This window comes from Arthrobacter sp. 2MCAF14 (assembly GCF_052115645.1).
In the GTDB taxonomy this organism is placed as follows: domain Bacteria; phylum Actinomycetota; class Actinomycetes; order Actinomycetales; family Micrococcaceae; genus Arthrobacter.
On the sequence record NZ_JBFRHB010000037.1, the window covers coordinates 1 to 24,062 of the forward strand.

A 24,062-nucleotide genomic window follows, 5' to 3' on the forward strand; every position below is an offset into this window, starting at 1 on the left:
CCACCAGGACTACTACGAACGACACCGAGGAAGATTCCGCCAACGACCCACCACACCGGCCCCCGCCACACACGCCGGGATCAACCTCCCCCAGACCAAAACACCCCAAAAACCAGCCCAGTGACTCCACACAGCTTGACAACTTTCGCTTTTTCCCGGACGCTCGCTCAGATATGCGGGCTTTTTCCCGAACGCTCGCTCAGATATGTCGGGGTTTTCCCGAACGCTCGCTCACCCTCCTTCACATGATGTGGAGGAGGGTGAGCGCTTTGGGCTGTAAAAGTAAGCGAGCGTCAACTAGTTGCCGAGTTCTTCCGACGCCGTCCGTCCGGCCGCTTGGACGCGCCGTAGGAAGTCTGTAATGACGGCGATTTCAGCGTCGTCGTAGTCTGCACAGATGGTGTCCATGAGGCTGTTCATTCCTGAGTAGAGGCGGAACATCTCGGCGTTTCTATCGGGCAGAATCCGGATCACCACGGCGCGCCGGTCGGATGGGTCGCGATCCCGGACAATCCAGCCTCCGCGTTCAAGCCGGTCGAGGATTCCGGTCATGGTGGCTGGGTGCAGGCCGGCGTGTTTGGCCAACATGCTCGGGCTGAGCGGCCCCCGGCTCGAGATCAGGTCAAGACAATCAAGGTCAACATCCTTTAGCTCGGCTTGGGTGCCGACCTGGTGATTGAGCACGGATAGTTGCACGCGTACGCTGCGAAGCTCGCCTTTGAGCGCAGCAACAGCACGCCGCCGAAGGCGAGGGGTCGCGGCCTCTTGATTTGATATGGAACTCATATGATATCGTTTCTTTATTGTATGGTTTTCCTAGAATAAGACTACCGGAGCCCGCATCACATGAAGATCGCAGTATTCGGGGCAAATGGCCCCACCGGAAGGATTCTCACCGCACAAACGCTCGACGCCGGACACATCGTCACCGCTGTCACGCGCAGGCCGCACGACTTCCCGCTATCCGCTCCCGGCCTGAGTGTTGTCGGCGCCGATGCCTACAACTTCGCGGACGTAAGTGCCGTCGTTGAAGGAAAGGATGCGGTTCTCTCAACCCTCGGTGTTCCATACAGCCGCCAGCCGATCACGGTCTATTCCGTGGGCACGGGGAACATCATCCGGGCAATGGGCAACCACGGCGTCCGTCGGCTGGTCTGCGTGAGCTCCAGCGCCACTGACATCTCGGCCGGCCCGCATGGCGGGTTCCTCTTCGAGAAAGTGCTGCAGCCCCTCGTTACCAAGCTGCTGGGTAAGACACTGTACGAGGACATGCGGCGGATGGAGTCCGCCGTCGCCGCGAGCGGCCTGGACTGGACAATCATGCGGCCCTCCGGTCTTTTCGAGACCGAATCCGTCACCGAATACAAGATGGCCGTTGACTACATAAACGGCACTTTCACGTCGCGGGCCGACCTTGCGGACTCCATGCTGTGGCAACTCACTTCGGACGAGTTCGTGCGCAAGAACGTCGCGGTTGCAACCTTTTCGCAGAAGCCGAGCCTCGTCCAGCTCCTTTTGCGCGAGGCCAACAGCAAGAAGGCCGCGCCGGATAGCGTCCCTGAGGGCAACCGGTCGTGAACCTCGGTGGGAAAGCCGATACCCTCCTTCACATGATGACGTGAAGGAGGGTTTCGGGTTTCGCCGCTATATGTGAGCGGGCGTTACGTCGAAAAGGCTCCTTTGTGAGCGAGCGTCGGAAGAATGGCCGCTATATGTGAGCGGGCGTCCTAGCGGGCGGCGGTTTCGACAGCGGTCGTCTCGGTTTCGGCCATGGCTTTCCACTCGGCCACCCGGGCCTGGTGCAGCGGCGACTTCCGGACCAAGGCGTAGGCCACGGCGAGGACCGCGAACCAGATGGGCGTTACGAGCAGAGCCGTGAGGGTGTCCGGCTGCGTCGTCAGGGCCCAGACCAGGAACGCGAAGAAGGCGAAGACCACCCACACCATGGCGATGCCGCCGGGCATCTTGAACGTCGAAGCTTCGTGCAGCAGGGGCCGGCGCTTCCGGAAGACAAGGTAGCTGGCCAGGATGATGGACCAGACGAACATGAAGCAGACGGCGGACACGGTGGTGACCATGTCGAAGGCTGCTCCGATGTCCTTGCCCGCATAGAGCAGGGTGACACCGCCAAGGAGGAGCACGCAGGACAGGAACAGCGCGTTCTGCGGAACTTTCCGGCTGGAGAGGCGGCCGAACATCTTGGGGGCATCGCCGTCGTTCGCCAGACCGAACACCATGCGCGACGTCGAGTAGATACCCGAGTTGGCAGACGACATGGCGGAGGTCAGGACCACAAGGTTCACCACGGTTGCAGCGATACCCAGGCCGGCCAGGGAGAACATGGCGATGAACGGGCTGTGGCCGGCCTTGAACTCGGTCCACGGGATGACGGACATCAGGATGATGAGCGCGCCGACGTAGAACAGCATGACGCGGACCGGGATGGCGTTGATGGCGCGGGGCAGGTTGTGCTCCGGGTTCTTTGTCTCGGCCGCGGCTGTGCCTACCAGTTCGATGCCCACGAAGGCGAAGACCGCGATCTGGAAGCCGGCAACGAAGCCCATGAATTCCTTGGGGAAGAAGCCGCCGTGGCTCCAGAGATTGGTCAAGCTCGCGGCTCCGGCGTCTGACTTGAAGCCGGTGGAGATCATCACGATGCCCACGATAATCAAAGCGGCGATGGCAACGATCTTGATGAGGGCGAACCAGAATTCAGTCTCGCCGAAAGCCTTCACCGTGGGGAGGTTCAGGAGGAGCAGGATGGCGATGGTCGCGAGGCCCGGAATCCAGAGGGGCACCCCCGGCCAGAGCTCATTGGCGTAGCCCGCGATGGCGATGACATCGGCCACCCCTGTTACTACCCAGCAGAACCAGTAGGTCCAGCCGGTGAAGAAGCCTGCCCATGGACCAAGGAGGTCGCCGGCGAAGTCGCTGAAGGACTTGTAGTTCAGGTTGGACAGCAGGAGCTGGCCCATGGCGCGCATGACGAAGAACAACATGAAGCCGATGATCATGTACACGAAGATCACCGACGGCCCGGCGACGGAGATGGTCTTTCCGGAGCCCATGAACAGGCCTGTGCCGATGGCGCCGCCGATGGCAAGCAATTGGATGTGGCGGTTGCTCAGTGAGCGCGCCAGATGCGGCTCGCTGTCTTTGCTGGAGGCAGTGCGTTGCCCTGTTGTTGTCTGGTGAGACATATCTGCATCCTTCGGGTGATTCGCCGCATGGTGACGTGGCTAACAAATCTGCTAGTCCAAACTAACTCGAACCATCCGAGAATTTGTGATTGATCGTTTCACCCAGAATTCATGAACGCTCGTAAAACGAAGCCGCCAGCTTGTGTCAGGCTGGTGCTATGAGTCACATAAATCCAGGCGTGAAGCCGCTGTTGAGCATGGTTCTGGACGAGGGAGTCTTCACGCTCCGCCGGGCCCACTGGGAGGACTTGCCCGCCATTCTGAGATTGCTCGCCGCGGATCAGTTGGGCAGTTCCCGCGAAAACGCCGAGGACGTCGGCCCCTATCTGCAGGCGTTTCAGCAGATCAGCGAGGATCCGGCCCAACTGTTGGTGGTTGGCCACTTGAACGGCGCTTGCGTCGCAACTTTCCAGCTGAGTTTCATCCCGGGCTTGGCCCGGAAGGGCTCGCTGCGTTGCCAGATCGAGGCCGTGCGCGTCGCCGCAGAGTTGCGGGACCATGGCGTCGGTGCGGCAATGATGCAATGGGCCATCGAAGAGGCGCGGAACCGGGGCTGCACCCTGGTCCAGCTCACGAGCGACAAGTCCCGCAAGGACGCCCATCGCTTCTATGAGCGCCTGGGCTTCGTAGCCAGTCACGAGGGAATGAAGCTGGCCCTGTAGCCAGAGGCGCCCGGCGGACCATGCACCCCTTGATATTTAGGCATCCTAACTGTTAGGATGCCTAAATATGAACACTAATCCGGCTGACGACGCGCTCCTCGCCCTCGCCCAATCATTCCGGGAAGCTTTGCGGCAGAGCGTCTACGTGATGCGCCGCCTCGATTCCGAGGAGCAACTCAGCTCGGCCCAGCTTGGCGTCCTCAAGATGGCGCTCGACGGCGGTGCCCGCGTCGGGGGGATCGCCCGGAACCTTGGGGTCAAGGTCCCCAGCGCCACGGAGCAGATCATCAAGCTTGAGCGCGCGGGCTTGGTCAAACGCGAAGCAGATCCGGACGACTCCCGTGCCGTCCGCGTCGCCGCGACCGCGGCAGGACGTGCCGCCGTCGAGAATGCAGACCGCCGCCGCAACGAATTCATCGCCGGGATTCTCGGATCGCTGAGCCAGTCGGAACGCGACGCCGTCGAAGCCGCCCTTCCGGTGTTCGACAAGATCAATCACTCAGTCCAGAACTGAACTGTCCAGAACTGAACAACCCAAAACTAGGAGAGCAGTCCATGAAAGGCCAGCTCGCAGACCAACTGCAGCCAGCGGAAGAAACCCTCGAGGCCGAGAAGGCCTCGTTCCTCAAGCAGCCCAAGGCTGTATGGGCCACGGCGATTGCCGCCGTCTTCGCCTTCATGGGTATCGGCCTGGTGGACCCGATCCTGCCAGCCATCGCCAAGAACCTCCAGGCCAGCCCCAGCCAAGTGTCGCTGCTCTTCACGAGCTACTTCCTGGTGACCGCCGTCGCGATGCTCGTGACCGGCTTCGTCTCTTCGCGGATCGGTGGCAAGAAGACGCTCATGATCGGCCTGGCCCTGATTGTCGTGTTCGCCTCGTTGTCAGGCATGTCCGGAAGCGTGGGTGAGCTGGTCGGATTCCGCGCGGGTTGGGGACTTGGCAACGCCCTCTTCGTGGCCACCGCGCTTGCCGTGATTGTCGGCGTCGCGAGCGGCGGAACCGGAACTGCGATCATTCTCTACGAAGCCGCCCTTGGCCTGGGCATTTCCCTCGGCCCGTTGCTCGGCGCGCTTCTCGGCGGCTGGCAGTGGCGCGCACCGTTCTTCGGCACCGCGGTCCTCATGGCCATTTCCTTCATCGCCTTGCTGGCCCTGCTGCCTAAGACCCCGACGCCAGCCACGAAGGCCCGTTTGCGTGACCCGCTCCTTGCCTTGGGCCACAAAGGCCTTCGCACCACCGCGGCCAGCGCCCTGTTCTACAACTATGGCTTCTTCACGATCCTGGCCTTCACGCCCTTCATCCTCGGGATGGACGCCTACGGTATCGGCTCCGTGTTCTTTGGTTGGGGCGTGGCCGTGGCCGTGTTCTCGGTCTTCGTGGCACCCGTGCTGCAGCGTCGATTCGGCACCACCAACGTCCTGGTCGGCACCCTCGGGGCCCTTTTGCTGGACCTCGTCGGGCTGGGACTGGCCGCGGGGCACTCGGTGACTGCCGTCGTCGTGCTCGTCATTGTGGCGGGCGCACTGCTGGGCATCAACAACACGCTCTACACCGAACTGGCCATGGAAGTCTCCGATTCGCCGCGTCCCGTGGCTTCGGCCGGTTACAACTTTGTGCGGTGGATGGGCGGCGCGCTGGCTCCGTTTGTCGCGGCACAACTGGGTGAGCACTTCGGCCCGCAGGTCCCGTTCTTCGCCGCGGCCCTTGCCCTCGCGTTCGCAATCCTCGTGGCCGCCGGCGGCCGCCGCTACCTGAAGTCACACGAACCGCACCTCGTGTAGGAGGGCCCAACTGACTCGCAGTTGTTGTCGTTATGAGGGCTCAAAACGACAACAACTGCTAGTTACTTGGGTGAGGCTACTTCGGTTCGGTGATCGCGAGCTCCGCAGGCTTGGAGCCTTTCGGGACAAACAAGGTGTCGGCCTGCTCAAGGGACATGCCATTGGTTTCCGGCACCTTGAACATGACGAAGAAGAACGACGCCGCGGCGAACAGCGCGTACATGCCGTAAGTCAGCGGCAGCGAACCGGCTGCCATGATGGGGAAGCTCAAGGTGATGGCGAAGTTGGCGATCCACTGGGCTGCGGCGGCCAGCCCGAGCGCGCGGGCACGGATCCGTGAGGGGAAGATCTCGCCCAGGAGCACCCACACCAACGGTCCCCATGAAGCGCCGAAGCTCACTACGAACACGTTGGCGGCCACCAGGGCCACCGGACCCCAAGCGCCGGTCAAGGACACCGAAGAACCCGTCCCGCTGGCGGAGGAAAAGGCCAGCGCCATGGCACCCAGGGACACAGCCATGCCGATGGAGCCCGTCAGCAGGATAGGCCGGCGCCCGATGCGGTCCACGAGGGCGATGGCGACGAGGGTGACCAGGATGTTGGTGATGGAGGTTGCCACCGAGATGGCCAGGGAGTCTTGCTCGTGGAAGCCGACTGCTTTCCACAGCGTGGTGGAGTAGTAGAAGATCACGTTGATGCCCACGAATTGCTGCAGCACCGACAGGATGATGCCGATCCACACCACGGGCTGCAGGCCGAACGCCTTGCCGCGGAGCGAGCCCTTCTTGGTGGAGAGCTCGTCCTGTTTGATGGAGTCACGTATTTCACGGATGTGGCGTTCGGTATCGTCGCCGGGCATCAGGGTGTCGAAGATTTTGCGCGCCGTGTCTTCCTTGCCGTTGAGGACCAGGAAGTGCGGCGACTCAGGCAACCGGAACGCGATCAGGCCGTAGACCGCGGCAGGCACGGCGCACGCGATGAACATCCAGCGCCAGGCCTCAATTCCGAGCCACAGCGCATGGTGGGCGCTTCCCGCGGACGTTGCCAGGACGGCGTCGGACAGCAGGGCCGCGAAAATACCGGTGGTGATCGCCAACTGCTGCAGCGACCCGAGCCGGCCGCGGACCTGGCGCGGTGAGATTTCCGAGATGTACGCCGGCGCGATCACCGACGCGAGGCCGATGCCCAGGCCGCCGACCAAGCGCCAGAAAACCAAATCCCAGATGCTGAAAGCAAAGCCGGTCCCGATGGAGCTGACCAGGAAGAGGGCGGCACCCAGCTTCATGGCGGGGATGCGGCCGTAGCGGTCGGCCACCTTGCCCGCGAGATACGCCCCAGCCGCGCAGCCGAGCAACGCGACCGCCACAGCGAAGCCCGTGACGGCTTCGCTCAGCATGAATTCGTCTTTCATCGCATCGACGGCGCCGTTGACCACGGAGGAATCGAAGCCGAAGAGGAAACCGCCCACAGCTCCGGCAACGGCCAGGCCAATTACCTTGCGTGGGACGCCGGAACGGCTGTCGGAGCTGGAATTGGGCATGGCTCTCCCTTGAGGAAATGTAGTGGATTGTGCGGCGCGGTCGTCGTCGGCAGCTGGTTCCGACGGGGACGCCGGTGCACTCGCGCTACACAGTGTGGCACGGTGCCAGCGTGACTTCCAGTCAACGCTGCCAGCCAGAACGCGGCCAGCCACACCGGACGTGTCACGCCACGCAAACTTTCGCGCCGCCGTCGGGCACTCCACCGCGCGAACACTGGAAACGACAACGGCAGGCAGTCCAAAAGACTGCCTGCCGTGACGCGGTTCGAGATATTAGTGGGCGGAAACGGATTCCTTCGCCGCCGCCTTCGGATCCGTCAGTTTCTTGTTCGGCAGGGCGAAGCTGATGAGGAACGCGAGGCCGGTCAGCGCCGCGGCAGTCAGCATCACGGTGTCGATCGACTGCGCGAAGCCTTCAACGATAGGCCGCGTGAGCGCCGGGTTGGCGTGGTGCAGCCAGCTGGTGTCGTTCAGCGAATCGTTTGTGGCGCCGTTCTTGAAGAAGTCGTATAGCTTGGCGTTGGCGGGATCCGCGGCCACTGCAGGATCCTTGAGCACCTTGAGGTAGTCCGCGCTGCCCATGGCATCCTTCATGCCCGAGGCGATCTTGTCAGCGGCGAGGCTGAAGAGCATCGAGATGAACACCGCGGTACCCACGGCGCCGCCCATCGAACGGAAGAATGCCGCGGTGGACGTGCCCACGCCCATGTCCTTCGGCGGTACGGAGACCTGCATCGCCAAAGTGAGCGGCTGCATGCAGAAGCCCAGGCCCATGCCGAAGAATACGGCGATCAGGCCGGGAACCCAGAGGCCGGTGTCGACGCCGAGGGACAGGCCCATGACGATTGCGGCGGCGGTCAGGATGCCCGTACCGAGGATCGGGAAGATCCGGAAAACGCCCGACGCCGAGATGGTCCGTCCCGCTGTAATGGAACCGAAGAGGATGCCCACCGTGAAGGTGATCATCATGAGGCCTGCTTCGGTGGGGGTGAGGCCCTTGACCAGCTGCAGGTACATCGGGAGCATCGCGATAGCCCCGAACATGCCGATACCGATGATGAAGTTCAGCAGGGAAGACAAGCCGAAGGTGATGTTCCTGAAGAGCCGGAGGGGGATCAGCGCGTAGTCGCCGGCGCGCCGCTCAACCAGCAGGAACACAATGATGCCGATGACGCCAAGCCCGTAGCAGATCCAAGAGTTTCCGGAAGTCCAGCCCCAGCTGCGTCCTTGTTCGGCCACAAGCAGCAGCGGGACGATTGCCAGCGTGATGGCTCCAGCGCCCCAGTAGTCGATCTTCTGCTTGACGTGCTTCGCGGGCAGGTGCAGGTAGAAGAACACCACGGCCAGTGCGGCCAGGCCTATGGGCAGGTTGATGAAGAAGACCCAGCGCCAGCCGTCGAAGCCAAGGATGTTGGCCGAGCCTGCGAAAGCACCGCCGACCACGGGACCGAGGACCGAGGAAACGCCAAAGACGGACATGAAGTAGCCCTGGTACTTGGCACGATCCTTCAGGGCAACAATGTCGCCGATGATCGTCAATGCGAGGGCCAGCAGACCGCCGGCGCCCATACCCTGGATGCCGCGGGCGACGGCGAGCTCGGTCATGGAGTGCACGGAACCGGCGTACAGGGAACCGGCGAGGAAGATCAGGATCGCGGCCAGGTACAGCGGGCGGCGGCCGAAGATGTCGCTGAGCTTGCCGTACAGCGGGGTGGTCACCGTGGAGGTGATGAGGTAGGCCGTAGTGGCCCACGCCTGCAGGGACAGGCCGTCCAAGTCGTTGGCGATGGTGTAAATGGACGTGGACACGATGGTCTGGTCCAGGGAGGACAGGAACATGCCGAGCATGAGGCCCACCATGACGGTGAGCGTCTGACGGTGTGTCAGGACCTCTCCGGCGGCCCGCACAGGCGTGGCGTTGGACATTGCTTCTCCAAAGGTGGATGAAAAGGGGGACTAAGCAGGATAGTTGCTTTCAGTAACTATCCTAATCGCTCCTGTATTCCCTGTCCTACCCGATTGGCGAGAAATATGTCACCGCTCCACGAGAATCCCGTCAGGATCGCAGTAGATCAGGTTCCCGGGTTCGATGTGCACTCCGTCAATCACCAGGGGGATGTCCACTTCGCCACGGCCCACTTTGGAGCTCTTCTTGGGATTGCTCCCAAGGGCTTTGACGCCCAAAGGCAGCTTCGCGATCGCCACGCGATCGCGGATCGCCCCATTGATCACGGCGCCGGCCCAGCCGTTCGCGACGGCGCTCTCGGCGATCATGTCCCCCATGAGGGCTGTGCGCAGCGAGCCGTAGCCGTCCACCACCAGCACGGCGCCTTCGCCGGGGGTCGCCAGAATCGTCTTCACCAAGGCATTGTCCTCAAAGCACTTGATGGTGCGAACGGGGCCGCTGAAGTGGGAAACCCCGCCGAGGTCCTGGAACTGCAGTGATATCGACTCAAGATCCTCGGCACGTTCGTCGTAGAGATCGGCGGTGTTGATGGGGTTCGCTGGGCTGTTCATCGTTGATCCTCCTCGGTCCGTTGGAGTTACCCTAACGCGTGGGGCCTTGCCTTTCGGGTCCTGGACGGGGCAGTTGTCCACATACGCGGATTTATGACCGCCGGACGGACTCCCTCGGCGCTAGGCTGAATTCACACGTCCAGATGCTAGGGGAGCACAGTCATGAGCCTGTCCGATCTGCCCGGTTCACTGCCTGAAAGACCGGTGACGGATCCTGCTCTCGATCCTGCGTCAACTCAAGGCCCGACGACGGCGCTCGCCGAGCCCGTGGACCGCGTCCGATCGCTGTGGGTCACCGGAGTGGTGCTCGTCAATGTTGGCATCAACGCTGCCTTCTTCGGTCCTATCCAGGTGTTGCTCGGCCAGCAGGCCATCCATTTTGACGAAGGCCAGAAGGAAGCCATCCTTGCGCTTGTCACGGCATGCGGTGCTGCGGTATCGATGGTCGCGAATCCCTTGTTCGGTGCATTCAGCGACCGCACCGCGTCCCGCCTTGGACGACGTGTTCCGTGGGTGCTTTTCGGCGCCATCCTGGGTGCCGCAGCTTTGGTGGCCCTGGCGGGAGCTCCCAATGTGGCGGTCATGACTATTCTGTGGTGCCTTGTCCAGGCCGGCTGTAACGGAGCCTATGCGGCCATCACAGCGGCTATCCCGGATCGAGTACCAGTGCCGCAGCGCGGCGCGGTCGGCGGCCTTGCGGCCATGGGCCAGACCGTGGGCATTCTCGCGGGCGCGGTGATCGCGTCCGTGGTTTCCGGGAACTTTGCCCTCGGCTACATCGTGTGCGCTGTTGCGCTGCTGGCCGGCGTCGTGCTCTATCTTTTCAAGAATGCCGACGTGCCCCTCGTTCGGGAGGCCAGGCCACCGTTCAGACTCTGGACATTCGTCAAGGGCTTTTGGATCTCGCCCGTTAAATATCCGGACTTCGCGTGGGCCTGGCTGACGAGGTTTCTGGTCAATGTCGGCAACCACCTGGTCACGTTGTACTTGCTCTTTTTCCTCAAGGATGCCGTGCATCTCGAGGAAACGCAGGGGATCAAGCCTGAGTTCGGGGTCCTCGTCCTGACAGGCCTCTATGCCGTCATGGTGATCATCACCAGCGTGGTGGGCGGTGCCATCAGCGACCGCATGGGCAAACGCAAACCGCTCGTCATTGTCTCGTCCGTCGTCATTTCTATAGCTGCTTTGATCCTCGCGTTCGAACCCACGTGGACAGGGGCCATTGCGGGTGCCGTGGTGCTTGGCGTGGGCTTCGGTGCGTATCTGGCGGTCGACTTCGCCCTCATTACCCAAGTGCTGCCTGCGGCCTTGGACCGGGGCAGGGACCTTGGGATCATCAACGTGGCCAACTCTTTGCCGCAAGTGATTGCGCCGGCGATTGCCTCCATTTTCGTTGTGTTCTGGGGTGGCTACGTCTCGCTTTATGTGGCCGCGGCTGCCATCGGCCTGCTGGGGGCGGTATTCGTGGTGAAGATCAAGGGCGTCGCGTAGCCCTGGGAATCGGTTCTCAGGGAACTGACAACTTGCTGCCGTATCATTGTCAGGACGCGCTCGGTCTATGGGGGGCCGCGCAATCTCCCCGAACGAAGCCCAAACCAACAGAACGCCGGAAATGTCCGAACCGAACTCCTTGGAACCGTATTCGCTGGATCTGGCCGCGGGGTTGCCCCAAATGGCGGCCGCTCCCACCACGCCGAGACAGCTATTGCGCTACGCCCGGATACTGAAGACTGCCGCGGGATTCGCCCAGCGGCAGTTCGATACCGTGAGCCTTTCGGACGTATCCACCAGAGCCCATGTTCCGCTTGGGACGCTCTACCGATACTTTCCGTCCACGGTCCATCTGATGCTTGCGGTCTACCGGCAGCAACTGCGGGAGCTCAACGGCTCAAAGCCGGCGTCTTCGAGGTGCAGCCAGCAAGAGCTCACCGGTCTCGGGATGGAGATTTTCCATATGCGGGTCATGCAGCCCGCCGTCGAACACTGTCTGTCCCGCACATGGGATACCCGCGATGGTGACATCCCCGTGCTCTTGCGCGATATCGAGGCGCTCTCCGCCGAGATGGTCGGGGCTGCGATCGGCGACGCCGGGAGGGCCAGGATCCTGCTCCACGTCATAAGTGGTCTGGTCCAGTCCGTCAACTGCCGCCGGATCTCACTTTTCGACGCAGAGAAGGACCTCAAGAACGCCTGCAAGTTGATTGCGGACGCGTAGCTTTTCCGGGAATCACCGTAATTGGTCTAGACCACTACGACCAAAAGTATGAGTTTATGGCTGGATGTCTCTAGTCTTCCTATCAGGCCCCTGTCTACGAAGACAGGACCCAAGCGGCTAGCAGCCCATATCCGCAGGAGTTTCACCGCACGGACCAGCCACCCTTGGTCCGGCACCGAAGCCTCTATACCTGCCCGAATTGTGCCGTGGGATCACGGCTAGCCTGAGGAGACAACGACGTGTCCGTCGAGACCATCACCCCTGAACAGAATCTGACTGCCCTGGCGCTGAGCGAAGAGGAAATCTTCACCGCCCACGAAGGCGGCAAGCTCTCCGTTTCCAGCACCGTGCCGCTTTTGAACAAGCGGGACCTTTCCATCGCCTACACCCCCGGCGTCGCCGAGGTGAGCCGCGCGATCCACGCCAACCCGGAGCTTGCACGCACGCACACCTGGGCTCAGCGCCTCGTGGTGGTCGTCAGCGATGGGACCGCGGTCCTCGGCCTGGGCGACATCGGGCCCAGCGCCTCCCTCCCGGTCATGGAAGGAAAGTCCGCGCTCTTCAAGGCATTCGGCGATCTGGACTCCATCCCCTTGGTCCTCAACACCACCAACGTGGACGAAATCATCGAGACCCTGGTCCGCCTGCGTCCGAGTTTCGGCGCGGTCAACCTCGAAGACATCTCCGCGCCCCGCTGCTTCGAACTCGAAGAGCGTCTCATCGAAGCCCTCGACTGTCCCGTCATGCACGATGACCAGCACGGCACCGCCGTCGTGGTTCTCGCAGCGTTGACGAACGCCGCCAAGGTGACCGGCCGCGAACTTGAGGGACTGAAAGTTGTGGTCTCCGGCGCGGGCGCCGCGGGCATCGCCGTCTCCGAGATCCTGCTGACCGCGGGCGTCAAGGACGTCGTTCTTCTGGATTCCAAGGGGATCATTAACTCCGAGCGCGCCGACTTGGTGGCCGATTCGGGCAGCGTCAAGGCCCGCTTCGCCCAGCGAACCAACCCCCGCGCCCTTTCCGGCGGACCCGCGGAGGCCCTGCAAGGCGCTGACGTGTTCATCGGCGTTTCCTCGTCCAAGCTGGCCGAGGAACACTTGAAGCTCATGAACGACAATTCGATCGTGTTCGCCCTGTCCAACCCGGACCCGGAAGTCCTGCCCGAGGTTGCCGTCAAGTACGCGGCCGTCGTGGCCACGGGCCGCAGCGACTTCCCGAACCAGATCAACAACGTCCTGGCCTTCCCCGGAATTTTCCGCGGAGCCTTGGACGCCGGTGCACGCCGCATCACTCCGGCCATGAAGATTGCCGCGGCCCGTGCGATCGCCGCACTGGCCGAGGACGAACTCTCCGCCGATTACATCGTGCCCAGCCCCCTGGATCCCCGTGTTGCTCCGGCGGTCACGGCGGCGGTTGCCGCTGCGGCCGAATAAGGCCGCGCACCCAACCCGAATAGCCGACGACGGCGACGCTCCCGTGCTGGGGAGCGTCGCCGTCGTTTTTTTGTTCCGAGGTTCGGGATATGTGAGCGAGGGTTTGGGATTTGGGCCTGATATGTGAGGGAGGGTTTGGGATTTGGCCGGGATATGTGAGCGGGCGTTTGGGGACGACAAACGCTCGCTCACTTATGCCGGCCCTTTTGGCAAACGCTCGCTCACATCTGACGCCCTTTTGGCAAACCCTCGCTCACCTCTCGCGTTGGCTCGAAGGATGAATCGGCTGGCTTCCGGGTGGAGATCGGACGCTGGAGGGCAGAATCGGCGTCGCCGGTCCTTAGCCGTGGATAGGGTGGCTGACATGGAACAGACACTGAAATTTGCACGGCATTGGGGCGCCCCCGCGGCGGCCGTCATTTTCTTCACGCTGTGGTGCACGGCGGAAGCAGGGAGGATGGGGCCGTGGCCGGGGCTGAACTATTGGCCAGGGACCTGGATGCTGGTTCTAATGACCTTGGCGATAGCTACGGCGGTGTGGAAGCCCTATATGTCACTCGGGCTCGCGGCGATCCTTTTGCTCGGTCAGTTGACTTATTTCATCCGTCCGCCGTTGTCCAATCATTGGGCAATCTACATCGGTTCGTTCGTTGCGCTGGCGTTTATTCTGTGGACCGGATCCGGCAGGCAGCGGGTCATCGCTGGAGTCGCCAACGTCGTGTTCACGGCCGTCATAACCTTTTTGATGCTGTCATGGCGTTACGGCTATGGGGTTGGTTGGTTCAGGCCAATATATGCGGGTGACCGGGGCGCCCTTAGCTACTATGGCTGGCAGCTCTTCTCGTTCCTTTTCCTCATCGGAGCCGGTTGCGCCGCAGCGGGCGTCGCCCTGCGCCTTTACGAAGAACGCGGAAGTCTCTTCAAAGCCCGGGTCCTCGCCCAAGCAAACCTCAAGGAGACCGAGGTCGAGCTCGTCGTGGAGCAGGAGCGCACGCGGATCGCCCGTGACCTCCACGACGTCTTGGCGCACTCGCTCGCAGTGATCGCCGCGCAGGCTGATGGCACCCGTTATCTCAGTCAGGACCAACCCAAGGCAGTGCTCGACGCCTTGGAGAACATCGCGGTATCCGCCCGCCATGCCCTCGTGGACGCCCAGCGCGTCATTGAAGGAGTGCGCGACGACGGCCTGGTGGCCCCGCAGCCCCGGCTCACCGACGTCGGGCCTCTTGTCGAGCGGATGCGTCAGGGGAGCCTCAAGGTCCAGCAGAGCGAAACCGGAACCCCGGTGGACCTTGGCGCGGGCCAGCAACTCGCAGTTTTCCGGATTGTCCAGGAGTGCCTCACGAACGCGCTCAAGCACGGTGGACGCGGCACGGCCGTGCGACTTCACTTCGACTGGAGCGGCCCAGGGTTGACCATGCACGTTGCGTCGGAATTGCCGGCGTCCGTTTCGATTGGGGGGACGGACGACGGCGGTGCCGCACGGCGCGTGGGGCGCGGAATCCCGGGAATGCGTGAGCGTGCGCACCTTGCCGGCGGCTGGCTCAGTTCCGGGCCCGACGGCGAGCAGTTCCGCGTGACGGTCTTCATCCCTTACGGTTCGCGTCCGGCAGCGCTCCTTCCGGAAGGCGGCTCGGAAGAGGAAGCTGTTCCGTCCGCCAAGGGGCTGGAGCGCGAATCGGCGCTGGCTCTCGAAGGCGCCCCGCCGTCGTCGGGCCGTGAGCGAGAAAGCGCTGGACATGGCTGAAACACCCATCACGGTTGCCCTAGTGGACGACCAGCCGCTGTTCCGCTCCGGCATCCGCATGCTGGTGCAGAGCCAAGCGGACATGGACATGGCCTGGGAGGCCGATGACGGCGAACAAGCCGTGGCGCTCGCGGCCAAGCAGCGGCCGGACGTCATGTTGATGGACCTCAGGATGCCGGTGCTGGATGGAGTCGAGGCCACGCGGCGCATCACGGAGGAAGCCGATGCGGCAGGAGTGGACAAGCCCAAGATCATCGCCTTGACCACCTTCAACAGGGACCAAGCCGTGGTTGAAGCCGTGCAGGCAGGCGCCAGTGGCTACCTCCTCAAGAGCGCCGAGCCCGAATTCCTGCTGGCTGCCATCCGAACCGTGTATTCGGGATACTCGGTGATCGCGCCCGGTTCGGTTCACGAACTCTTCCAGCACGCGGCCAGGACGGTGCCGGTGGCCGGGCCGGACCTTGCCGTGATGGACGAGCTGTCTCCGCGCGAACGGGATGTGTTCCTCCTGGCAGCCAAAGGCTTGGGAAACGCCGAGATGGCGCAGAGCCTGTTTGTCTCCGAGGCCACAGTGAAATCCCATCTGCGCAGTGTGCTCAGCAAGCTCGGGCTGCGCACCAGGCTTCAACTGGTGGCATTCGCCTACGAACGCAGGCTCCTCGGGTAGGCGCCCCGGACGCAAAGGCGGCGGCCGCCCCGAAAAGGGGCGGTCGCCGTCGTGCAACTGCAGAGTGCTGCAGAGTCAGGGGGCGCTACATGGCACGGCCCTTCGACTCCTCCCTTACGTCGCGTCCAAGCCAAATGCCAAGGGCAACCATGACAACACCGAGAACCAGGTGCAGCCAGTCGTCCGCGGCGTTCATGGGCACGAAGTCAGCGCTCATGTTCGACATGGTGATCAGGCCGTAGATCCACAGGACGAGGTAGATTGCGCCGCCACCGATGAGGTAACCGCGCGCCATCCTTCCAGTCCTTGCGAAGTACAGGCCTGCTGCGCCGAACAGCAAATGGACAATATTGTGCAGGACGGATACTTGGAAGACTCCAAGAAGCATGGCGCCCGAGTCATGTCCTGCGAAGGTCATGGCGCCGTAATTGCTGGTGATGCCCGGGATAAATCCCAAGACGCCAACAGCCAGGAAAACCCAGCCCAAACCCAGTGCTGTGTTGTGGAGCGTCAGCCCCATAGCGTGGTGCTGCGCGGGGTGTGAAGCAGTGGTCATAGCTCCTCCCGATCACGATTTCCATCGGCCCTTCAAATGGAGGGCCGTATCGCGGCAAGGAGTCGGAACCCTGCCGACGAGGATATCTTACTCCCGAAAACCCCGGAAATAGAGGGGAGCGGTGGGACAAAGCGCAGCTAGCATGGTTCTGTGATGCCCAATTCTGCGACGCTTTATCCTGCGATGGCAGGGCAACCGTGAGTGAGCCATCGGCTCCCGGAGTCAGCGGAGCGATTTTCTGCGACAGCAGGGACATCACACCGTTCCGGAATGGACATGTCCGCACATCGGTGGGCGGACTGGCTGAGGGCTTGAGTAGTGCGATTTGGGGCGTCCTGACAGGAAAAACGGCTGGCCGGATCGACGTCGCCGGGGATGCTCCCAGGCTCAAACGCCTGTCCGGTAAGACCGCCAAATCGGTGTACGACTCCGTATTTACCAGCACGGAACCAGACCGGCTCATCACCCTGGCGCGCACCTACCCCGGTTGGGCAGGCCTGTGCTACGTGATCGCCGGGCTGCTTGTGTACAAACACGGCGGATATCTCCGGGCGTCAGAGCTGCTGCAGCGGGGCTTGTCCATTCGGATCGACGACGCCGCCAGTCAGTTTTCCGCCAGCTACCTTCGCAGGGTGGTCACGCGGGTCGAGGTAGCGGAGCGGATTGACGTTTCCGTCCTGTTCAGCGAGGAATCCGTGTTCCTTGCCCTCTCGCATTGCTTCCGGGAGACGGGCCAGACGGCGGAGGCCCTGGACATCCTGGCCAGCTTGCCGCCATCGTTGCCCTCTGCCTTGGCCCGCTGCACCGCGGCAGCGGCGCTCGAGCGGCACGCCGACGTCGTCGCCTGGACCGAAGGCCTGCGCAACACGGACGACCTCTCGGCGGCGCTGCTGCTGATACGCGCGCAGTCGCTCAGGATGTTGGGGGAGCGGGAGGCGGCCCAGGCCGCTCTCGTGGAGGTACTGCGGAGGAAGAAGACCAGTTTGGCTTTGCGCAATGACGCGCTCACGGACAGGGCCCTGTCGAAGCTTGAGGTCAGGCGGCGGCCCAACCCGCGGCCGCTCGTTCCGCATGTGGTTGCGCGCCGGGGGCGCAGCAAGCCGGAGGAGGCTGAACTGGATGCGGTCGATGGGATCCGCAAGGACATCGAGGTCCGTCGGATGTGGAACAAGGACTTCGGGGAACCCGGCGACTAGGGCGGCGAGCCGGACGGTCAAGCGCGAAGCGCGCGGACGACTCCCCTAATGGAGAGCCCGGCGGCAGCGACAAGCGGGAGCAGCATCGCCAGGACAACCACTGTGTTCGGCTGGAATGTCACGCGTCCGCCGGCGTTGTGGCCATAGACCCCGACGGGGAGCACGAAACCGCCGCCACCGCCCCCGGCAGCATGGCCTCCATCGCTGCCTCCTCCGAACCCAAAGGACACCAGGGCCACCGGGATCAGTTCTTCGCCGCCGATCTGAAGTGGAGGGCCGTACGCCCTCGATACGCCGACCTTCTTGAAGGCCTCCACGAGAGCTGAAAAGTCATCGGACATGAAGCCGACGATAGGCCGCCCCGCCGAAGAACGCCAGAGATCTCACCTGACGGCCCCGTCACCGGAGCATCGGAAGCAACTGTTCGCCCAGAAGAACAGCCCCGAGCCCCACCATGATGATGCCGCTCGCAAGTGTCACCACGCGTGCAGCGGAAGGCCGGGATTGCAGCAGCTTTCGCGAGGTCAGAGCCACCGCCGTGTAAATGATGCCCGCGAACAGGACGAACGTGAGGCCCAGCACGCCTGACTGCACCGGCACCGGCAACGACGCGTCCGGGCTTACGAATTGCGGTACCAGCGCCAGGAAGAACAGCAGGCCCTTGGGGTTGATGCCGCTTGTGCCCATGCCTTGCAGGAAGGTGCGCAACTGGTTTCGGGACTGCCCGACGGCGTCATCCGCACTGAAGCTCGCACCGCGCCACGAGCGCATGGTGCTCACGCCGAGCCAGAGCAAGTAGGCTGCGCCCGCGATCGTCAGCCAGCCAAGAAGCCCCGGAACGCCCGTCAAAAGGGCCGCGAGTCCGGCCACCAGGAGGGCCGTGTGCAACACGTAGCCGCTGCACAGACCGGCCACAGCGGGGAGAAAGCTGCGCTGCCGCAGGCCTGCGGCAATCGAATATGCCCAATCGACGCCCGGGGTGCACGCGAAGGTGACGGCGACAATGACGAAGGCGATGAAAAGCTGGGGATTCATGGTGGCTCCTGGCTGGCGGTTACACCATGAACTTTATGGAAAATCGGCCCATAAGTGTTCCCATTTTTAGCCAGACTTGCCGGGATCTCGGTAAGATATTTGCGTGATTGATGGAATAGATAGAACTATTTTGCGCCACCTCAAAGAGAATGGCCGAATGACTGCCACCGCGCTCGCCGCCAAGGTGGGATTGACCGTGGCTCCGTGCCATCGGAGGCTGCGGGATCTCGAGGCTTCCGGCGTCATCCGGGGGTACAGGGCAGACATCGATCCGGGTGCGATCGGCCTGGGATTCGAGGCGATAGTCTTCGTGACCCTGCGTCAGGCTGACCGCGCCACGATGTCGGAGTTCGAAGACCGCGTGGCGGCCATTCCGAATATCGTCGAGGCCCAGCGGCTCTTCGGCTCGCCGGACTACCTCCTCCGCGTGATCGCCGCCGATCTCCCGGCCTACCAGCGCTTCTACGACGACCAGCTCTCGGCTCTTCCCGCCGTCGAGCGCCTCAACTCGACGTTGGTGATGAAGAACCTGAAGCCGAACGCTGGGCCGCCGGTCTGAGTTCGGTTGGTGCTTCCTCGCCGCGGGTGTGGTGCCGTGTGTGGCGCCGTGCGGTCTAAACTGGTTCGACGTCCGGGCCCCGTAATTCCCGTTTTGCCATCGGCTTGAGCTTGTAGATGTGCGGAACGCTTCGGGCATCATCGAAAAAATAAGGCAAGCCGGCGATAACCATTCCGGCAACTGCACCCAGCCCGTGGAGACCCGCCTCGTTAAGCTGGGGAACCCCAATCCAGTGAAGTCCGGCTGACCGTAGACCGTCCCGCTCATCCAGGTTATTCAGTTGGTTCGCATCTTGCGTAATGATGGCGTCGAAGTCCTTCTCAGCAAGGCACCCGAACAGGTCGACGTCTTCAATCCCGGCCAGGCTTTCCTGCCCGGGATGTCTGAAAACGTGCGTTCGAAAGAGCTTTGTCAGAGGTTCGATCAACGTCGTGTAGGGCAGATTCTCATCGAGATACAGCTTCAATGTGCTGTCCGTCGTGCCCGCACTGCTGAATCGAAGTCGGCGGCGTCCAAGGCCGCTTGGGTGGTTACCGCAGGATAGTAGTAGTGGGCATCCTCTGGGTCGACGGATCCGTCCCCAAGCAGGAGAGCCACTGTGTCATATCGCAGGCGGGTTCCGGCAATCGTAGGCCAGCCGCCCATTCGACGCTCGCGGACTTCGATGTTTGTCCGGGGGTAGCGGAAATCAACGACATCCTGGCCTTGAAGATTGGTGAACGGAGCGAATACGTCAGCCATGGAAAGGAGTAGGGTCTGCCCGCGGCGTTTGACCAAATCCACGACTTCAGGGCCTTCCCCGTCCACGAGGAAGACCGTTTTGGAATCCGTCACGAGTTGGTAGCTGGATGGATGCTCGGTCAGGTCGTAATCTTCGAGGGTGTTGAGGGCAGTGCGGATCCTTTGGAGGGACAGTTCCTTGCGCAGTCTGACAAAGGTACGAAGCGCAACGATGTCCCGGAACGAATAGAGAGCTCTGGGTTTAGTAGCGATTTCAGGGGCGAGAACAGTCGGCGTCGATCGCCAATGGCGCAGCTGGGCCATTGACGCGCCGCTAAGGACTGATGCTAGCTCAGAGGGGAATGTCATTGAATAGCACCAGCCTTCCGTCCGAGCCAAGCGGATCCGCTTGGGGCTTTTCTCGTGCGGTCTAAATCTAACAGGATTAGGCCAACACTCTGGGGAAGTGGGTCTTTTTGGCGCTCTTTCCATCGGCCAAATCTAGGCTCCTAATTGAGGACGCGCTCCTGACCCCTCACGCCCTCAGCAACCCCGTCGTCCGGTACGGAATCACCTCGCGCAGGAACATGCTGGTGGACGTGCGCACGATTCCGGGGCACAGCCTGATCTCTTCCGAGACCCGGTATAGATCGTCCGGGCTCGTCGCGACCACACGGATGATGAGGTCGGTGTCCCCGGCCGGCGCATGGCATTCAAGCACCTCGGGGATGTTGCGAAGGGCAGCGATCGCCTCGTTCAGCCGGCTCTGATCCAGCTCCGCACTCACCGCCGCCGCAACGCCGCGGCCCAGCGCTGAGGGCAGTACCCGGCTGCTGTTCGGACGCAAAGCGCCCGACGCCGTCATGCGCTCCAGGCGCGACTGGACGGTCCCGCGAGCCAAGCCCAAGCGCTGGGCGAGGACCATGATCGGCACCCGGGGGTCGTCGTCGAGCGCGGCAAGGATGCGCTTGTCTGTTGAATCCAATTCCTGCATCGCTGCCGCTTTCTGCCTAGTTGCCGAAGGTGTGACTGGTCAGAATGTCCAACCGAAGCTATTCTCCCGCACAATCCCTGCCGAGCGGTCCGCCAGCGGGACAAGGTCACCCGCGAGCCATGGTTGCGAATCATTTACATGCCCGTAACGGGAAACCCTTGACGACATGAATTTAAAACGCGAAACTCTTCTCATATGTGATTGACGTCTCAAGACGATCGACGCCCACAGCGCCGGCTCTTGGGAAGAAACCAAAGGCGAAGAAAATGGCAACAACACTCGAACTGACCGTCCGCACCGCATCCTGGACCCGGCCGCCCCGCGAGCTGGTCCGCGCGTTCGAAGCGTTCCCCGTAGCAAACATCGGTGACGCCATGGAGCGGCTCGGAATCGTCGACGGCGGAATCAGCCCGGTCTGGGAAGGCGCCCGCTGCGTCGGCTCGGCCCTGCCCGTCCTCGGTGCCGCGGGAGACAACGCCGCCGTCATCGAAGCGCTGAACTACATCCAGCCCGGTGACGTGGTGGTGATCAACGGCTTCGGCCACGAACACCGCGCCTTGGTGGGCGAGCAGCTGTCCCAGCGCTTCGAAGCCGCCGGCGCCACCGGAGCCGTCATTGACGGCTACATCCGCGACCGCGCCACCATCACCGAAATCAAGTTCCCCGTCTTTGCCCGCGGTGTAACCCCTGCCGGTCCGTTCAAGAACGGCCCGGGAGTCATCGGGGAGCCCGTCGCAATCGGCGGCATCGTCTGCTCGGCGGGCGACATCGTCGCTGCCGATGACGACGGAGTGGTCATCATCCCCCAGGCCCGTGCCGCGGAAATCCTGGAACGAGTCATCGCCGTGGCCGCGCACGAGGCCGAGATGACCGCGGAAATAACCCGCGAATACAGCTAGCGCTTTCCCCCACCCCAGCCCCCTCATAGACTGAAAGCACCCACCATGACAAAGCAATCGACGGACTCAGTGGAACTGAACACCGCTCAAATCAAAGTCGTAACCGCTGACGGCAGGATGGTGCGCAAGGCAACCTTTGCCGGCACCATGGGTTCCTTCGTGGAATGGTACGACTACGGCATCTACGGCCTGCTGACGACGTACCTGGCCATCAACATCATGGGTTCCAAGGACGTCGGCTCCTTGCTCCTGACCAACGTCGGCTTCCTGGTGAGCTTCCTGGCCCGCCCTTTCGGTAGCGTCATTTGTGGTTTCCTAGGTGACCGGTTGGGGCGCAAGAACCTCCTCGCCGTCCTCCTGCTCCTCATCTCCGGGGCTACGGCCTGCATCGGCCTCATCCCGTCGTACTCGGTCATCTTCTGGGCCGCTCCCGTCTTGCTGATCCTGTTCCGCATCCTTCAGGGGTTCTCTGCCGGCGGCGAAGTGGCAGGCGCCATGGCCTTCGTGGGGGAGTACGCCCACAACAAGCACCGCAACTACTCGATGAGCTTCATCGCGGTCGGTTCGTTCTGCGCACTGCTCTTCGGCAGCGCCATTTCCGCCGGCCTGATCACCGCTCTAGGGGATTCCACCATGGAGGCCTGGGCCTGGAGGATCCCGTTCCTCTTCGCCCTGCCCCTGGGCTACGTCGGCTTCTACATCCGCTCCAAAATGGAAGACACCCCGCACTTCGCGGCACTCCGTGAACGCAACGAGGTGGAACGCAACCCGCTGCGCACAGTCTTCACTTCCAAGCGTCACCTCAAGGCCATCGCCCTGACCATCTTCCTCCCTGCACTGAACGGCCCCGGCTACTACCTGCTGTTCGCCTACATGCCCACGTACTTGAAAACCCAGCTCGGCTCGGGCCACAACTTCACCATGCTCCAGGCCCTCCTCGTGACTGCCGTCAGCCTCGTGGCCATTATCATCGCGATCCCGCTGATGGCCCGTTTGTCGGACCGCATCGGCCGCAAGCCCGTGTTGGCTCTCTCCGCCGTGCTCATGGCCGTGGTTTCGTACCCGATGTTTGCCATGATCACCACCGGCAACATGCCGCTGGCCTGCGTTGCCACCGTCGTGATGGCCATCGCGTTCTCCGGCCACGCCGCCGTTGTCCACACCGTGCTGACCGAAATGTTCCCCACCACCGTCCGCTACAGCGCGTACAGCATCGGCTTCAGCATCAGCACCATCATCTTCGGCGGCAGCGCCCCGCTGGTCATGACCGAACTCATCAAGGCCACCGGCAACAGCATGGTTCCCGCCTACGCCTCGATCGGTACGGCCGTCATCACGCTCGTCTCGGTCTATTTCCTGAAGGAAACCAAGGGCCAGCCCCTGCAGACGCACTAGCAACGGACCACCAGAACCCCGACGGCGGTGGCCGCCAGCCACCCAAACGGCAGCCGCCGCCGTCGAACCCTAAGTAACGAACAGAAGCGGGAGTCACCTTGACCATTAATTCAGTCGCCGTCGTCGCAGACCTCGGCGAAAGCTACGGCAACTACACGATCGGCGACGACGACGCCCTCCTGGGCCTCGTCACCGCTTCCAACATCGCCTGCGGTTTCCATGCCGGCGATCCGCGGGTCATGGACGCCACTGTCAAGGCCTGCGTGGAGCGCGGCATCGAACTCGGCGCACACCCCGGATACCCGGACCTGGTCGGCTTCGGCCGCCGCCTCATCGAAGCCAGCGAAGAAGAAATCCGCACCGACGTGCTCTACCAGATCGGTGCCCTGGACGCGTTCGCCCGCATCCACGGCGGCAAGATCAGCCACGTGGCCCCGCATGGCCGCATGGGCAGCATCGCCCAGACCGACGCCAAGCACGCCCGCGCCATCACGGATGCCATCAAGGCCTACGACCCCTCCTATATCGTGATCTGCCAGAACGGTCTCCTGGTCGATGAATCCCGGAAGCGCGGCCTCCAGGTGGGCTACGTCTTCCTTGCGGACCGCGGCTACGGCGAAGACGGCATGCCTGTCTCCCGAAACAGCGAAGGCGCTCTCCTGCACGACCCCGAGGAAATCGGCCGCCGCGTGGTCCAGGTGGTGACCGAGGGGACCGTCCGCGCCGTCACTGGCAAGGTGGTCCCGCTCGGCCACGATGCCGACGTCGTGCTCCTCCATGGCGACCACCCGCAAGTCCTGCAGAACGGTACGGCTCTTCGCGCGGCCTTGGACAAGGCGGGGATCAAAGCCACGGGACTCCAGGAAGTCCTCGCCGAAAAGGCCCGGCTCGCCACGGTCTGAAGCTGAGCAACAACCCGGATCCATCACCCGTACCACCGAGCAG

Annotated in this window: 25 protein-coding genes; 14 read left to right on the forward strand and 11 right to left on the reverse strand. The window is 62.8% G+C overall.

Going from position 1 to position 24,062, the window contains the following annotated elements:
• Positions 1–297 precede the first annotated feature (297 nt).
• Positions 298–786, reverse strand: a complete 489-nt coding sequence (locus AB4074_RS20255; protein WP_441414996.1) for a MarR family winged helix-turn-helix transcriptional regulator — start codon at positions 784–786, stop codon at positions 298–300.
• A gap of 60 nt (positions 787–846) precedes the next feature.
• Between AB4074_RS20255 and AB4074_RS20260 the strand changes: the two genes are divergently transcribed.
• Complete coding sequence (locus tag AB4074_RS20260; protein ID WP_441414997.1) at positions 847–1,578, forward strand: NAD(P)-dependent oxidoreductase; 732 nt, start codon at positions 847–849, stop codon at positions 1,576–1,578.
• Between the two features lie 149 nt (positions 1,579–1,727).
• Here the strand turns inward: AB4074_RS20260 and AB4074_RS20265 are convergent, their stop codons facing one another.
• The gene (locus tag AB4074_RS20265; protein ID WP_441414998.1) at positions 1,728–3,200 is read right to left on the reverse strand and encodes an amino acid permease; all 1,473 of its coding nucleotides are present in this window, start codon (positions 3,198–3,200) and stop codon (positions 1,728–1,730) included.
• Between the two features lie 158 nt (positions 3,201–3,358).
• Between AB4074_RS20265 and AB4074_RS20270 the strand changes: the two genes are divergently transcribed.
• From AB4074_RS20270 to AB4074_RS20280, 3 genes are all read left to right on the forward strand, one after another.
• Positions 3,359–3,862 (forward strand): GNAT family N-acetyltransferase, encoded by a 504-nt coding sequence (locus AB4074_RS20270; protein WP_441414999.1) that lies wholly within the window; start codon positions 3,359–3,361, stop codon positions 3,860–3,862.
• Positions 3,863–3,929: 67 nt separating this feature from the next.
• Complete coding sequence (locus AB4074_RS20275) at positions 3,930–4,376, forward strand: MarR family winged helix-turn-helix transcriptional regulator (protein WP_441415000.1); 447 nt, start codon at positions 3,930–3,932, stop codon at positions 4,374–4,376.
• 41 nt (positions 4,377–4,417) lie between these two features.
• A complete protein-coding gene (locus tag AB4074_RS20280; protein ID WP_441415001.1) occupies positions 4,418–5,644 on the forward strand; it encodes an MFS transporter in 1,227 nt (408 codons plus the stop codon).
• 76 nt (positions 5,645–5,720) lie between these two features.
• Here AB4074_RS20280 and AB4074_RS20285 read toward each other — a convergent pair whose 3' ends face one another.
• The 3 genes from AB4074_RS20285 to rraA form a co-directional block, all read right to left on the reverse strand.
• Positions 5,721–7,184, reverse strand: a complete 1,464-nt coding sequence (locus AB4074_RS20285) for a sugar porter family MFS transporter (RefSeq protein ID WP_441415002.1) — start codon at positions 7,182–7,184, stop codon at positions 5,721–5,723.
• A 273-nt stretch (positions 7,185–7,457) separates the two neighbouring features.
• Positions 7,458–9,110: an MDR family MFS transporter gene (locus AB4074_RS20290; protein WP_441415003.1), complete on the reverse strand. Its 1,653-nt coding sequence runs from the start codon at positions 9,108–9,110 to the stop codon at positions 7,458–7,460.
• Positions 9,111–9,218: 108 nt separating this feature from the next.
• Positions 9,219–9,701, reverse strand: a complete 483-nt coding sequence (gene rraA, locus AB4074_RS20295; protein ID WP_441415004.1) for a ribonuclease E activity regulator RraA — start codon at positions 9,699–9,701, stop codon at positions 9,219–9,221.
• 162 nt (positions 9,702–9,863) lie between these two features.
• Here rraA and AB4074_RS20300 point away from each other — a divergent pair, with 162 nt between their 5' ends.
• The 5 genes from AB4074_RS20300 (at position 9,864) to AB4074_RS20320 (ending at position 15,763) form a co-directional block, all read left to right on the forward strand.
• Positions 9,864–11,192, forward strand: coding sequence for an MFS transporter (locus AB4074_RS20300; protein ID WP_441415005.1), 1,329 nt, complete (start codon positions 9,864–9,866; stop codon positions 11,190–11,192).
• A 121-nt stretch (positions 11,193–11,313) separates the two neighbouring features.
• On the forward strand, positions 11,314–11,916 hold the full coding sequence (locus AB4074_RS20305) for a TetR/AcrR family transcriptional regulator (protein WP_441415006.1): 603 nt from the start codon (positions 11,314–11,316) through the stop codon (positions 11,914–11,916).
• Positions 11,917–12,155: 239 nt separating this feature from the next.
• Entirely contained in the window at positions 12,156–13,349 is a 1,194-nt protein-coding gene (locus AB4074_RS20310) for an NAD(P)-dependent malic enzyme (protein WP_441415007.1), read from the forward strand.
• Between the two features lie 364 nt (positions 13,350–13,713).
• Entirely contained in the window at positions 13,714–15,096 is a 1,383-nt protein-coding gene (locus tag AB4074_RS20315; protein WP_441415008.1) for a sensor histidine kinase, read from the forward strand.
• A complete protein-coding gene (locus AB4074_RS20320) occupies positions 15,089–15,763 on the forward strand; it encodes a response regulator (protein WP_284982545.1) in 675 nt (224 codons plus the stop codon). The genes AB4074_RS20315 and AB4074_RS20320 overlap by 8 nt, the downstream gene beginning before the upstream one ends.
• A gap of 85 nt (positions 15,764–15,848) precedes the next feature.
• Here AB4074_RS20320 and AB4074_RS20325 read toward each other — a convergent pair whose 3' ends face one another.
• Complete coding sequence (locus AB4074_RS20325; RefSeq protein WP_441415009.1) at positions 15,849–16,319, reverse strand: DUF4383 domain-containing protein; 471 nt, start codon at positions 16,317–16,319, stop codon at positions 15,849–15,851.
• A 197-nt stretch (positions 16,320–16,516) separates the two neighbouring features.
• On the opposite strand from AB4074_RS20325, the gene AB4074_RS20330 reads away from it, so the two are divergent.
• Positions 16,517–17,515, forward strand: a complete 999-nt coding sequence (locus tag AB4074_RS20330) for a hypothetical protein (RefSeq protein ID WP_441415010.1) — start codon at positions 16,517–16,519, stop codon at positions 17,513–17,515.
• A 17-nt stretch (positions 17,516–17,532) separates the two neighbouring features.
• On the opposite strand, the gene AB4074_RS20335 is transcribed toward AB4074_RS20330, so the two are convergent.
• Entirely contained in the window at positions 17,533–17,856 is a 324-nt protein-coding gene (locus AB4074_RS20335; protein WP_441415011.1) for a hypothetical protein, read from the reverse strand.
• A 58-nt stretch (positions 17,857–17,914) separates the two neighbouring features.
• Positions 17,915–18,550, reverse strand: a complete 636-nt coding sequence (locus AB4074_RS20340) for a LysE family translocator (protein ID WP_441415012.1) — start codon at positions 18,548–18,550, stop codon at positions 17,915–17,917.
• Between the two features lie 103 nt (positions 18,551–18,653).
• On the opposite strand from AB4074_RS20340, the gene AB4074_RS20345 reads away from it, so the two are divergent.
• Positions 18,654–19,109, forward strand: a complete 456-nt coding sequence (locus AB4074_RS20345) for an Lrp/AsnC family transcriptional regulator (RefSeq protein WP_441415013.1) — start codon at positions 18,654–18,656, stop codon at positions 19,107–19,109.
• Between the two features lie 55 nt (positions 19,110–19,164).
• On the opposite strand, the gene AB4074_RS20350 is transcribed toward AB4074_RS20345, so the two are convergent.
• From AB4074_RS20350 to AB4074_RS20360, 3 genes are read right to left on the reverse strand one after another with little or no spacing between them, the layout of a single operon-like run.
• Positions 19,165–19,575, reverse strand: coding sequence for a hypothetical protein (locus tag AB4074_RS20350; protein ID WP_441415014.1), 411 nt, complete (start codon positions 19,573–19,575; stop codon positions 19,165–19,167).
• Entirely contained in the window at positions 19,572–20,321 is a 750-nt protein-coding gene (locus tag AB4074_RS20355; protein ID WP_441415015.1) for a DUF433 domain-containing protein, read from the reverse strand. Before AB4074_RS20355 ends, AB4074_RS20350 begins: the two co-directional genes overlap by 4 nt.
• A 43-nt stretch (positions 20,322–20,364) precedes the next feature.
• A complete protein-coding gene (locus AB4074_RS20360) occupies positions 20,365–20,823 on the reverse strand; it encodes an Lrp/AsnC family transcriptional regulator (RefSeq protein WP_441415016.1) in 459 nt (152 codons plus the stop codon).
• Positions 20,824–21,089: 266 nt separating this feature from the next.
• Between AB4074_RS20360 and AB4074_RS20365 the strand changes: the two genes are divergently transcribed.
• From AB4074_RS20365 to AB4074_RS20375, 3 genes are all read left to right on the forward strand, one after another.
• Entirely contained in the window at positions 21,090–21,722 is a 633-nt protein-coding gene (locus AB4074_RS20365; RefSeq protein WP_184741514.1) for an RraA family protein, read from the forward strand.
• 45 nt (positions 21,723–21,767) lie between these two features.
• Positions 21,768–23,117 carry an MFS transporter gene (locus AB4074_RS20370; RefSeq protein ID WP_441415017.1) on the forward strand — a complete coding sequence of 450 codons (1,350 nt, stop codon included), beginning with the start codon at positions 21,768–21,770 and terminating at the stop codon, positions 23,115–23,117.
• A 98-nt stretch (positions 23,118–23,215) separates the two neighbouring features.
• Complete coding sequence (locus AB4074_RS20375; RefSeq protein ID WP_441415018.1) at positions 23,216–24,019, forward strand: LamB/YcsF family protein; 804 nt, start codon at positions 23,216–23,218, stop codon at positions 24,017–24,019.
• Positions 24,020–24,062 lie beyond the last annotated feature (43 nt).

Coding starts and splice junctions, on each gene's coding strand:
- AB4074_RS20340 (WP_441415012.1), bottom strand. CDS start 18,550: ATGAATCCCCAGCTTTTCATCGCCTTCGTCATTGTCGCCGTCACCTTC.
- AB4074_RS20355 (WP_441415015.1), bottom strand. CDS start 20,321: ATGGAAAGAGCGCCAAAAAGACCCACTTCCCCAGAGTGTTGGCCTAAT.
- AB4074_RS20265 (WP_441414998.1), bottom strand. CDS start 3,200: ATGTCTCACCAGACAACAACAGGGCAACGCACTGCCTCCAGCAAAGAC.
- AB4074_RS20290 (WP_441415003.1), bottom strand. CDS start 9,110: ATGTCCAACGCCACGCCTGTGCGGGCCGCCGGAGAGGTCCTGACACAC.
- AB4074_RS20335 (WP_441415011.1), bottom strand. CDS start 17,856: ATGTCCGATGACTTTTCAGCTCTCGTGGAGGCCTTCAAGAAGGTCGGC.
- AB4074_RS20255 (WP_441414996.1), bottom strand. CDS start 786: ATGAGTTCCATATCAAATCAAGAGGCCGCGACCCCTCGCCTTCGGCGG.
- AB4074_RS20360 (WP_441415016.1), bottom strand. CDS start 20,823: ATGCAGGAATTGGATTCAACAGACAAGCGCATCCTTGCCGCGCTCGAC.
- AB4074_RS20305 (WP_441415006.1), top strand. CDS start 11,314: ATGTCCGAACCGAACTCCTTGGAACCGTATTCGCTGGATCTGGCCGCG.
- AB4074_RS20370 (WP_441415017.1), top strand. CDS start 21,768: ATGACAAAGCAATCGACGGACTCAGTGGAACTGAACACCGCTCAAATC.
- rraA (WP_441415004.1), bottom strand. CDS start 9,701: ATGAACAGCCCAGCGAACCCCATCAACACCGCCGATCTCTACGACGAA.
- AB4074_RS20270 (WP_441414999.1), top strand. CDS start 3,359: ATGAGTCACATAAATCCAGGCGTGAAGCCGCTGTTGAGCATGGTTCTG.
- AB4074_RS20285 (WP_441415002.1), bottom strand. CDS start 7,184: ATGCCCAATTCCAGCTCCGACAGCCGTTCCGGCGTCCCACGCAAGGTA.
- AB4074_RS20280 (WP_441415001.1), top strand. CDS start 4,418: ATGAAAGGCCAGCTCGCAGACCAACTGCAGCCAGCGGAAGAAACCCTC.
- AB4074_RS20365 (WP_184741514.1), top strand. CDS start 21,090: ATGGCAACAACACTCGAACTGACCGTCCGCACCGCATCCTGGACCCGG.
- AB4074_RS20300 (WP_441415005.1), top strand. CDS start 9,864: ATGAGCCTGTCCGATCTGCCCGGTTCACTGCCTGAAAGACCGGTGACG.
- AB4074_RS20320 (WP_284982545.1), top strand. CDS start 15,089: ATGGCTGAAACACCCATCACGGTTGCCCTAGTGGACGACCAGCCGCTG.
- AB4074_RS20260 (WP_441414997.1), top strand. CDS start 847: ATGAAGATCGCAGTATTCGGGGCAAATGGCCCCACCGGAAGGATTCTC.
- AB4074_RS20325 (WP_441415009.1), bottom strand. CDS start 16,319: ATGACCACTGCTTCACACCCCGCGCAGCACCACGCTATGGGGCTGACG.
- AB4074_RS20315 (WP_441415008.1), top strand. CDS start 13,714: ATGGAACAGACACTGAAATTTGCACGGCATTGGGGCGCCCCCGCGGCG.
- AB4074_RS20275 (WP_441415000.1), top strand. CDS start 3,930: ATGAACACTAATCCGGCTGACGACGCGCTCCTCGCCCTCGCCCAATCA.